This is a genomic window from Thermodesulforhabdaceae bacterium, from assembly GCA_037482015.1.
Taxonomy (GTDB): Bacteria; Desulfobacterota; Syntrophobacteria; order Syntrophobacterales; family Thermodesulforhabdaceae; genus JAOACS01.
In genome coordinates, this window is the sequence record JBBFKT010000005.1 from 69,042 (window position 1) to 80,435 (window position 11,394).

Sequence of the window (11,394 nt, forward strand, 5' to 3'; positions counted from 1 at the left end):
CTAGCAGGATGAAAGTATCTGCTGTTTTAGGTTGTTCCATCTTCTTTCGTAGTCTTTAGTGAGAGACATGAAAGCTGGCGTTTCTTCTGGGATTACGAAAACTGCATCTCCGCTTATATTTTTTTCTGCAAGTCGGGCTGTAATTTTGAGGTTTATTTCTTCTTTAAGTTTTTCAGCTTTTTCTCCATACTTATGCTGGATTTCACGGAGTTCCAGGATCTGATGCGTCAAAGGATCTTTTTCTCCAAGAAGTTTTTGAAGTAACGCGAATATAGAAGGTGCCGTTTCTAAGTCGATTCGTTCTAGCGTGGCTTCTAAGACCTTCTTCCTTGCTTCTTTACGATAAGCTTCGGGAATTTCTCTGTAGGCAGATATGACGGCTTCTTCGGAGATGGATCTATCCAGAAATTTTTGTATATGCCCCGGAATTTTTTCTATGACATCCATAGCCTGCTGACGTTCCTTTTCTTCACTGCTCATTATGAGATGCTTTGTGCGTTCCATGACAAGTTCTATGGTGCTCTTTATTTCAGCCATATTTCTCTATTCCTCCTTAACATTGTTGCTTTTTTATCTTTAATACAGCATGGATGAATACGAAAGCAAGATAACCCCGCCATCGTTTCCGACTAGATTTACGACATGCTGTTAGGAAAGTCCATCGTTTAGTATCTGGTTACGGGAGGGGGATGGTCTCTTGATGAACTATCGCTTTCTGCGATTTACGTAAAAAAGTTAAAGGGACAGAAAATTTCTAGCCCCTAATTAAATCTGGGCGTTTTTGCTATTCCAGGAAAAGGTTTTGGGAAAATCTCTTGCTTTTTTATAACCACTCAAAACTCTGAACCACTATGATGCCTATCCGTTTAGCCTTTTCCATAACGTTTGGTTTTGCAAAATGGGTTATTATTATCGGGACGACTTCTCCCCCAAACTCATTCTTCACTGCTTCAACTTGATCCCATACCTGAGAAATTTTAGATATATCGTCAAGTTTCAACACAGCATCCCCAACTAAGTAGAGTTCTTTACCTTCACGAATAGCCTTGCCAAAAACATTTGTTTCCAAATCGCCGATGTGAGTGCGAATGAGACGGTCTGTTACTTCTATTCCGTAATTCACCTTCAAAAACTCTGGCAGCTTTCGATATGCCTGGTTTTCTAGGTCAAAAGCCATGCTTCTTGAAAGCCCTCCAACCTGGTGACGAAGAATATCAACGGACGAAGCAAGTTTTGCAACTTCAATCTCGGTTTTTTTCTGAGCTTCCGCCAGTTCATCTACTCTCTTTGCTAAAGCCTCAAGTCGCTGTTCAGTTTTCTTTTGGGCTTCCGCCAGTTCATTTAGTCTTTCTTCAGTGCGTTTCTGTGCGACAGCTAATTCTTGAACTGTTTTGCCAAGTTCTCGCACAATCTCCTTAAGTTCGAGAAATTCCTTTTTTGTTACAGACTCCTCCCTTTGCCTTTCGAGCTCTTCCAGCATTGCAAGAAGAACTCTGCGCAGTTTAGGATCTACTGTGTCCAGTTCCTTAATGAAACTAACACTTACCGGCATTTAGCTATTTCCTTCTGTTTCAAAATGTATTTTGCTTTAAGATTATACGCTAAAACTCAAAAATTCAAGTCTTGTGGGAGGGTGTTCTAAAAACCCCCTTACATTTCCCTATAACGGAATCATTATTATTGTAGGGGCAGGTTAAGAACCTGCCCCTATGGCATGCCCCCAAAAGTGTAGAGCGTATAGAAATGCCAGGCAGATCTGCTTATGCAATGATCTTGATTATCTGGTCAAATGAAAACTTATTAGGTCTCATACATTTTGTATCCTTATTTATGCCTTTAAAGTGCTACATAATTGGTGTCTCACTTTTGGGAACACTTCAAACGAAGATATAGCCAGAAAAGCTTGCCAGGATTCGGAGAAACCGTTTCTAAATTCAGTAAAGCCTTTTTCCCTGCAGAGATACTTGGCTAAACACTGTGTAAAAATGCAAAGCGATTGTTTTTATTTACTTGAACTTTGTAGATACGTAGAATTGAGCCATGTATGGGGATGATGAAAGGAAAGAAAAGTAACATTCCAGGGGTTTAACTATATTGTTTCAACGAGCGAGGGGAGCCTATGGACGATCGTAGTGTTTGTTTGGATGTGAGCCAGGAGTTGGCTGCGCTGCGGGCAGTATTCGATAGCCTTGCGGAACACGTGGCCGTACTGGACCGAAATGGCATTATAGTGGACGTCAATGATGCCTGGCGCCGTTTTGTGTCTGCCAATGGTGGGGACGTGGAAAAGATCGTGGGAACTAACTATCTCGAGGTGTGTGATACGGCTAGTGGTAGGGATTGCGATGAAGCTAGCCGGGCGGCCCATGGTATCCGGGAGATTATTTCCGGAAATTTAAAGGAATTCTACCTGGAGTATCCGTGCCATTCTCCCATGGAAAAGCGCTGGTTTTTGATGCACGTCCGGCCGTGGATGCAGGACGGCCAGATCCAAGGTGCCGTTGTGTCCCACATCCCCATCACTCAGCGCAAATTAGCCGAGTTGACTCTTAAACGTTACGAAAGGGTCATATCATCATCCCCGTTCCTTATCAGTCTTGTAGATCGCAATTATACATATTTACTGGTAAATGATGCATATTTACTCTACCATGCACGAAAAAGAGAAGAGATAGAAGGACATAAAGTCCAGGAGATTCTGGGAAAGAATGCCTTTGAAAAACTAGTCAAACCCAATTTAGATAAATGTCTTGCTGGTGATACGGTCCAATATGAAGCCTGGTTCCAGATGGCTGGAATGGGCAGACGATATATGCAGGTTACCTATTATCCTTCCCGTGAAGAAGATGGGACCATTAGCGGTGTCGTCGTTGCAGCTTACGATGAGACTCGTAGAAGAATCTTAGAAGAAGAGATCAAAAGGACAGCAGAACTATTATCCGAAGCCCAAGAGCTTGCACATGTGGGAAGTTTTGAGCACAACATCGCCCTGGGTACAGATTTTTGGTCCGATGAACTGTACCGGATTTTAGGTTATATGCCCAACGCTGTTGCACCGCAGTTTGAGCTTTTTTTTAAGCATATCCACCCCGACGACCGGGATCGTCTCCTGCACGGTATGGCGCAGGGTTCTGGTGAAAAAAATCCGTTGAAACTGGATCTCCGATTGCGGACTCAAAAGGGCGAGAATCGCTGGGTCTCAGTGTTTTTGGTTCGTAACCGTGATGAAAGTGGTGTGGTGACCCGTATCCATGGGGCAGTAGCAGATATTACGGAACGCCGCTTAGCAGAGATCAGACTTCAGGAGATGGCTACCACTGATGCCCTCACCGGGCTGGCAAATCGCCGCCGATTTTTTGAGCTTCTTGCCGATGAGGTGAATCGGGCGAAGCGGTTTGCCCGACCACTGTGTGTGGCTATGCTGGACATTGATAACTTCAAGGGCGTGAACGACACTTACGGACACAGTGTGGGGGATGCGGTGCTGGTGGCTGTTGCCAGGATCCTGCGTCAAACATTGCGGGCAGTTGACCGAGCGGCCCGGATTGGTGGAGAGGAGTTTGCGGTGATCCTGCCTGAGACCAATGGCTTGGGGGCTGTTCAGGCTATGGAGAGAGTGCGCCAGATGGTGGCTATGTCTCCCGTGACCGATTCCCATGCCAATGTCTCCGTGACCCTCAGTTGCGGGGTCGCATCCTGGAAGGATGGCGAGGACGGGGAAAGGACTCTTGCTAGGGCTGATGCCGCCCTGTATGCTGCCAAAGGAAGAGGCAAGAACCAGGTAGTGCTTGCCTAGTGGTTCTCATTACAAAAAGTCCTGTAGACCTACTTAGTGAAGTTGTCTGTTATAGCGTTTTCCTGGTCAAATTCCTTTTCCATTGTGGGGATGATCTCTTTCAATTTGGGAGCGAACCCATAGAGAGAGGATGTTCTAAAACTTCTCTTATGAGTTGGCGAAACATAGAAAAGGCAGGGACAAAACTCAGCTTGGAAGACCTTCCCAGACTCAGGTGGCTAAAAACGACCTCAATATATGATTCACCACATAACTGTAGGGGCGACGCATGCGTCGCCCCTACAATTCTTACGGATTTTTTTAGAACACCATCAATAAAGCTTAGTTTTCCTAATTTTAACATCCCTCCCAATATTAAACCTTTTATTTGCCCCACTGTTTCTTAGAGTTCATCCACAAATTTATACCATAAATCGCAATTTTAAAACATCCCCAACAAGGCGGAATTATCGAGTACTTTTTGTTGGACATTGTATAAGCTTAAATAAATAGTGTAAATTAAAAATTGTTATTTGCTAAGCGTTTTTGGTAGCAACTTACAAAGAAAGTTATGAAGCGGTGATGGACGCAATCGTATACGCGGAGAATCTTTATAAGCGATATCCTGGGGGAAATTGGATTTTCGAGGATGTGAACTTTTCCCTTCATGCGGGGGATTTTCTATTTCTTCTGGGATCCAGTGGTTCCGGTAAGACAACCCTTATAAAAGTCATTTCGGGACAAGAAACTTTCGATAAGGGGACTGTCCTTGTAGCTGGTAAAAACCTGAAGAAACTCTATCCCAATAAAATTCATCAGTGGAGACGCCATATAGGAATAGTTTTTCAGGATTTTAGGCTTCTTATGGATCTATCGGTCGAAGAAAATATTGCTCTTCCTTTAGTTGTTATTGGATTCTCAAAGGAAGAAATCCAGAAACGAGTTTCGGCTGTTTTACGATTAATTGACCTTGAATTGAAAAGAAAAACAAAGTGTCGTTTTCTTTCGGGGGGAGAGAGACAGTTGGTAGCTATTGGACGGGCTATAGTCCACAGTCCTATGTTAATACTTGCTGATGAACCAACCGGTAATCTTGACGATGATCATGCCAAGCGAATATTAAAGCTTTTTTCAGCATTTCATAAACGAGGACAAACTCTAATCGTAGCCACACACGATCGCCGCCTGCCATTGTGGGTCGATGGAGTCAAAATTGTTATGATTCATAACCGAAATATTGTAGAAGCTGTTCCAGTGAGAAAGGAAGAAAAGGCGCTGTGAAAATTCCGTGGGGAGTTATATTTCAGCGAGTTTATCAAGATATTGTTGGTGAACCATTAATTTTTATTACAGCCATTTTGTGTATAACTCTTGCCTGCCTTGCGGGACCTCTTGCTTTGGGTAGTAAGGGGATTGAAGCTTGTTTGATGCCCCCATGGGCTAATCGAGCTGTGGTTATGGTTTCGTGGAAAATGAAAACATCGGTGCAAGATCGACAGAAAGTTCTCGAAACAATTAGATCGTCTGCGTGGTGTGAATCTGTCAGAGAAGTGTCCGGAAAAGAGATTGCAAAGGAAGTGGAGGGACTTGCAAAAAGCTTTGGACAGGGATTTTCTCTGGGAGATCTATCAGAGGTGACCGGTTATGTAGAGATTATCTTAAGCGGGAAATGTCTCGATCATCCCCAGAAGTGCCAGGCTTTCGTAGATAGCCTTGGAGCCGATCCGGCTGTCGATAGTGTCTATTCTGGTATAGCATTGGCAGTTGAAGCAAGAAATTGGTTTAGTTTTGTCAGGCATTCCATGATAACTTTGACCGCCTTTTTATTGCTTCTAATGTTGGTAATGCTTTTCTTGCTTTATAGACTTTCTTTTTATCGTCGGATGAAAGAAATCTATTTGTGGGATCTTCTGGGGGCTTCACCTTCTTTCAAACGTCTTGCCTGTTATATGCAGGCACTTCCAATGATTGCTATAGCATGGACCCTGTCGCTTTTTTTGCTTTATAGACTTAAAAAATACTGGCAACACTTAGAGCATTTTTTCGGAACCGAACAGAATTGCCTCCCTTCTTATGGGACTCTTTTTGGATTTTCCATTATCACTCTTGTTTTGGTAATCTTTATTGTGTTTGTCACTGTAGAGTGGGTTCTTAAAAGAAATTGGGTTGTATCAAGCAGGACAGACTGGATATGGAGCGATTGAACTCAAAATTGGTTCATCTTTGCCGGGATGGTTCAACCTTACCATTTTCCTGTCTGGTTTTGTCGATGTTTATCGTGGTTTTCCTTACTTGTTGTGATTCAGCCTATGCTCAATCGCAAAGACAAGCAGAGTTGTCGTCACAGGAAGAAAAAGCAGTTGATGAAATGGCAAAATTGGTTAACGAAAGTGAAAAAAGAAAAAGGGAAATTGCTCGAGCTCTTCAAGAAAACAAGAAAGCTTACGATCAGCTTGAAAGAGAGTTGTCTTATGCTAGAAAATCTGCCACCGAGAACTTAATAAAACTTCAACGAGTGATAGCCTTTAGGCGTCTTATGGCGGAACAGAATATAGTCTATGAGAAAGCCTGGTGGAATGCCGAGATGGCTTTACGGGCGGTCATTGAAGACAGCCTCAGAAGGCAGGCTACCTGTAGGGCGCAAATGGAAGAACTCGATCGCTTAGAGAAAGTTTTGGAAAGAAATTTACGGGAAATGGTGGAGGCTGAATCATCTTTTAGAAAAAACCTTCAGCGTCTTGTGTCGGTAAGTAGAGATATTCTAAAAAAGCGTGGAACTCTTGAACATAGTGAAGACAGTTCGTTAGGATTGTTCTTCAGTGAGATACCCCCATCACAAGCATCTTTACCACAGCAAAAGCTGCCTAAACTTATCATTCCAGTAGATGGTGTTGTGGAGTCCAGTGTGGAATTAAAAAAAGATGTAGATTCGATCCCTTTGGTGTATAGTAAAGGTGTCTTTATAAAAGCTCGAGAGGGAACCCCTGTTCGAGCGGTTGCTGATGGACGGGTAATGTTTGCGGGGTGGTTTCGAGAGTTTGGAAGGACGGTGATAATTGATCACGGGAATCATTATTTTAGTGTAACGACGTATCTTGGATCTTTACGAGTCCAGGAAGGTGGTCGAGTAATGCGAGGTGATGTGATCGGAGATGTTGCTCAGTCAGAGATATTAGGTGAAAGCGGTATTTATTTTGAGTGGAGGCATAATGGGAAACCGTTGGATGTTATACAATGGTTCGCCCTCAAGACTAATGAAAAGAAAGGAGAGTAATTCACGGGTATGAAAAAGGGCAAAAAAAGTTTTATAGCAATTATTAGCTTGGTAGTGCTTCTGGGAGTGTGGGGGGTTTTTCAAAGCATTACTGCTTATTGCTCCGAAGAAAAAAAAGAAAAAAACAGGACAGACACCATTTTTAAGCAACTTAAGCTGTTCAGCGAAGTTCTTAACTTGGTGGAAGATCAATATGTGGAACCGGTTGATGACGCCAAGCTGATTCAAGGAGCAATAAAAGGTATGCTCCAGTCTCTAGATCCCCATTCGACCTATATGAACCCTGATGAATACAAGGAACTTCAGGTAGAAACCCGTGGAACTTTCGGTGGTATCGGTATTGAGATTACGGTTAGAGATGGAGTGCTTACGGTTGTTTCTCCCATTGAAGGTACCCCCGCAGATAAGGCGGGTATAAGGGCAAACGATCAGATTATCAAGATAGATGGTGAATCAACAAAGGATATGAGCATAACCGAAGCAGTTAAGAGACTGAGAGGTCCTGAGGGGACGAAGGTGCGAGTCACCATTATTCGTGAAGGTGAGACAAAGCCATTAGAGTTCGAACTGGTGCGAGCTTTAATCCATATTCAAAGCGTTAAATACCGCACTCTTGAGCCCGGTTTTGGCTACGTAAGGATAGCCAGCTTTCAAAGCGATACTTCTCAGCAACTTCGCAAGGCTCTTGATGCCCTGGAAAATGAGAACAAACCCCTTAAAGGGTTAATCCTCGATTTGCGTAATAATCCCGGCGGACTTTTAGATCAGGCTGTTCAGGTTAGCGACGAATTCATAGATAGCGGGTTGATCGTTTATACTAAGGGAAGGAAAGAAGAACAGCAGATGAAGTTTGAGGCTCACAAAAAGGACAAAGTGCACAAATACCCCATCATAGTTATAGTCAATGGAGGCAGTGCAAGCGCATCGGAAATAGTTGCTGGAGCTCTTCAAGACCATAAAGTGGCACTGATCCTTGGTGAGCCTACCTTTGGTAAAGGTTCTGTTCAGACCGTAATACCTCTTGAAGATGGATCTGCCGTGCGGCTTACAACGGCTCTTTACTATACACCTTCTGGGCGTTCAATCCAGGCAAAGGGCATCCAGCCGGATATTTATGTGCCTAGAGAGGAAAAAGTAGCGGCTGTGGATCAATCTAAAAGTCGTTTTTCCATAAAAGAAAAGGATCTGCCCAGACATATGGAGAACGCTGGTGAGGGTGAAGTGGTGCCCAAAAAAGGTGAGCGTAGTTTTAAGAAAGATAGTTCACAGGGAGGTGCTCCTGCAGCAGATAGCAAAGATAAACAGTCAGAAGAAGTTCAAAAAATACTTGCTCAGGACAATCAACTTCAAAGAGCGCTTGATCTCCTAAAAGGTTTGACCATTCTCGCTAAGCCTTAAAATAACTCAGGGGCGAAAATCTTTCGCCCCTCGTTTAAAAAGAGTTCCGCATAATTATATGGTTAGTTGCGTCTAATGGTTATTTTTAGCGGCTTATTAGACGATGGATTTCCTTTTTTAGAAATGTCCATAAAAGGATGTTTTTTGAAACGATGGCAAAGATTTTGAGAAATTCGGCTAGGGAAGTGAAAAAAAACAAAAAAGGTGATAGTGACCAGGTTAGACATGCCTCAAAAACCAGTCTTAGAAGGTTTTTAATAAATTTGTGGATCCTTGGAGCAATTATCTGGGTTGGACTTCTCCTGTGGGCTTATAATTGGTCATCCAAAAAGTCTGAACTACGTCAAAAAGTTGTTGAGGAATATTCAAGTAAAGACACATCTCAAGGGAGTTCTGGAGTTAAAGAGTCTAAAAATTCTTCCCCTCTTGAGAATCGTCATTCACTTCCTTCAACTACATCTTCATCGAGCCTTATGGAAAGTCAAAACACTACACCGTCTAGCTCTTATGATGCCAATAAGCCTGAGAAGGATGATGGTAATAATTTGGGGTTGAACGGCAAGAACTCACCCAAAAACATTTCTACAACTCATTCTGCTGTATTTAGCACCCAGAGGAAGATCAGCATCATTATAGATGACATGGGAGGCAGTATAGATATTGCTAGAAAATTTATAGCACTCCCATATCCTATTGCTTTTGCGGTATTACCCTATGAGCCCTATTCGCGAGAAGTTGCTCGACTTGCCAAAGAACATGGCAAAGTCGTGCTTCTTCACATGCCTATGGAACCTCACGGTTATCCTGAAAAGAACCCCGGCAAAGGGGCTTTACTTATGGGACAAGATAAGGAAACGCAGAGGAGGCTTTTTTTTAAAGCTTTGGAGCAAGTTCCCGGAGCGGTTGGTGTCAATAACCATATGGGCTCCAGATTTACTGAAAATCGAGAAGCTATGAGTGTTTTTCTAGAGCTAGTTAAGGAAAAGAAGCTGTTTTTTATCGATAGTGCAACAACCGATAAAACTGTTGCTTGTGATGTGGCTCGTGAAGTTGGTGTGCCCTGCCTTAGAAGAGATGTTTTTTTGGATCATGAAGTTACTGTGTCTTTCACTCGCGCCCAGTTGGTAAGACTTTTTGATGTTGCGAAGACAAAGGAGTTAACCATCGCCATTGGCCATCCTCACAGAGTTACTTTAGAATTGTTGCAAAAAGGACTTACGGAGACTCGCAGTAAAAATCTTGAAATAGTCTCTCTCGATGTCAGAAGGTGATAACAGCAATGACACGTCAAAACAGCTTATTGCTCTCCCTTGTTATTGCGCCTTTTTCTCGCTGGCAACTCATTACAAGCCTTGTAAAGAAGGATCTGGTGGGGCGTTATACAGGATCTTTTCTTGGATTCTTCTGGGCAATTCTGCATCCAGTTGTTCTGGTTGGGATTTACTATTTTGTCTGTTCCCTTGTATTTCGCCTGTCCATAAAATCGGGAGCATACGGCTTTTTTGAGTTTCTGATTTGCGGGTTGATTCCATGGATTGCTTTTAGTGAAGGTATTTCCCGTTCCTGCACGGCTGTTGTTGAACAGAGTTATCTAGTCAAAAAAGTTTTCTTTCCTTCGGAGGTTCTTATACCAGTCGCTGTAATAAGTAGTATGGTTCAACTTGTTATTGGATGCGGAATATTTCTGATTTATCTCTTTATAGCGAAATTGGATACGCTCAGGAATTACTGGTGGCATTTATTCTTGTTACCCCTTCCTTTCATAATCCAGTTGTCTTTTTCGATAGGTCTGGGATGGATTGTTGGTGCTGTAAATGTTTTTTGGAGAGATGTAGGGCATGTTTTACCTCTTCTCATGACCATTTGGTTTTATGCAACCCCCATAGTTTATCCTTACGATCTTCTTCCCGAAGCCTTTAAACATATTACTCAATTAAATCCGCTTTTTTGCTTGATTGAAAGCTACCGTTGGGTGCTTCTTGGGGTCGGGCAATTTGATATGTGGCATTTGACGTATATCCTGTTTGTTTCTCTCGCTTTATATGTTTTTGGTGGGTTCTTTTTTGGAAAACTTAAAGAGGATTTTTCTTCGGTGATGTAATGATAGACTCAATTAGATAGCTAAATTATTTGTTCAATAGAGTAGCCTATGTGGTGGACATATGATAACAGAGTCTTAATTGAACCTAGACGTGGTCAAAAGGAATCTCTTCTCCCTTCAAAGGCTCTGATGGTCATTGTGCCGGAAGATCTTGATGAGCTTGTTTCTATAATGAAAGGGGTTCGTCAAAGTAGAAGTATTTTCTTGAGCCGGCTTTACCATATTGAAGATAACAATAAAATATGTATTGTGGGGCCTTTGCTAGGATCTCCACAGGCGGTGATGATCCTCGAGAAACTTATTGCTCTCGGGGTTCGGGAAGTTATCGTCTTGGGGTGGTGTGGATCTCTGCAAGATTATGTGAGAATTGGTGACGTGGTTATTCCGACCGGAGCCTATTCTGAAGAAGGGACGTCCCATCATTATGTTGTTTCATGTGAGCACGGAAGTATAGGCGATTTTGGTGGTTTTATCACAACTCCGAAGATCCCCGAAGAATTTAAGCTTCTTGTTGATTACATGAAGACTCAGGATGTTAGATGTCATTCGGGCAGTGTATGGACTACTGATGCCCCCTATCGGGAAACTATCTCGAAGGTTATTTTTTATCAAAACCGTGGAGTCCTTGGAGTAGATATGGAAACTTCAGCTCTAATAAGTGTAGCGAGGTTTAGAGGAATATCCTTGGGTGTAATGCTTTTGGTTTCTGATAGTCTAGCTAATCTTAAATGGAAGCCAGGCATGAAATCATCGGAGTTTTTAAATTCCAGGAATATTATCCTTGGGGCATTTAGAAACTTTGCGCAGAAATGATGTTTGAAGTCCGTAGCTGATTATTATGTGGAG

Annotated in this window: 10 protein-coding genes; 8 read left to right on the top strand and 2 right to left on the bottom strand. The window is 42.7% G+C overall.

Features of this window, described 5'->3' with window-relative positions:
• Together WHS38_07575 and WHS38_07580 are read right to left on the bottom strand one after the other, a co-directional pair.
• On the bottom strand, positions 1-537 hold the full coding sequence (locus WHS38_07575) for a hypothetical protein (protein MEJ5300832.1): 537 nt from the start codon (positions 535-537) through the stop codon (positions 1-3).
• Between the two features lie 286 nt (positions 538-823).
• Positions 824-1,552 (bottom strand): hypothetical protein, encoded by a 729-nt coding sequence (locus WHS38_07580; GenBank protein MEJ5300833.1) that lies wholly within the window; start codon positions 1,550-1,552, stop codon positions 824-826.
• Between the two features lie 567 nt (positions 1,553-2,119).
• Between WHS38_07580 and WHS38_07585 the strand changes: the two genes are divergently transcribed.
• The 8 genes from WHS38_07585 to WHS38_07620 all read left to right on the top strand — a co-directional run bounded on the left by WHS38_07585 (position 2,120) and on the right by WHS38_07620 (position 11,361).
• Entirely contained in the window at positions 2,120-3,796 is a 1,677-nt protein-coding gene (locus WHS38_07585; protein MEJ5300834.1) for a sensor domain-containing diguanylate cyclase, read from the top strand.
• 561 nt (positions 3,797-4,357) lie between these two features.
• Positions 4,358-5,056: an ATP-binding cassette domain-containing protein gene (locus tag WHS38_07590; protein ID MEJ5300835.1), complete on the top strand. Its 699-nt coding sequence runs from the start codon at positions 4,358-4,360 to the stop codon at positions 5,054-5,056.
• The gene (locus tag WHS38_07595) at positions 5,053-5,979 is read left to right on the top strand and encodes an FtsX-like permease family protein (protein MEJ5300836.1); all 927 of its coding nucleotides are present in this window, start codon (positions 5,053-5,055) and stop codon (positions 5,977-5,979) included. The genes WHS38_07590 and WHS38_07595 overlap by 4 nt, the downstream gene beginning before the upstream one ends.
• Positions 5,967-7,049 (top strand): peptidoglycan DD-metalloendopeptidase family protein, encoded by a 1,083-nt coding sequence (locus WHS38_07600; GenBank protein MEJ5300837.1) that lies wholly within the window; start codon positions 5,967-5,969, stop codon positions 7,047-7,049. The genes WHS38_07595 and WHS38_07600 overlap by 13 nt, the downstream gene beginning before the upstream one ends.
• Before the next feature lie 9 nt (positions 7,050-7,058).
• Positions 7,059-8,447 carry a S41 family peptidase gene (locus WHS38_07605; protein MEJ5300838.1) on the top strand — a complete coding sequence of 463 codons (1,389 nt, stop codon included), beginning with the start codon at positions 7,059-7,061 and terminating at the stop codon, positions 8,445-8,447.
• Positions 8,448-8,599: 152 nt separating this feature from the next.
• Positions 8,600-9,718, top strand: coding sequence for a divergent polysaccharide deacetylase family protein (locus WHS38_07610; protein ID MEJ5300839.1), 1,119 nt, complete (start codon positions 8,600-8,602; stop codon positions 9,716-9,718).
• Positions 9,719-9,726: 8 nt separating this feature from the next.
• Complete coding sequence (locus WHS38_07615) at positions 9,727-10,548, top strand: ABC transporter permease (protein MEJ5300840.1); 822 nt, start codon at positions 9,727-9,729, stop codon at positions 10,546-10,548.
• Positions 10,549-10,596: 48 nt separating this feature from the next.
• Positions 10,597-11,361, top strand: a complete 765-nt coding sequence (locus WHS38_07620) for a nucleoside phosphorylase (protein MEJ5300841.1) — start codon at positions 10,597-10,599, stop codon at positions 11,359-11,361.
• The last annotated feature ends 33 nt before the right edge of the window (positions 11,362-11,394 follow it).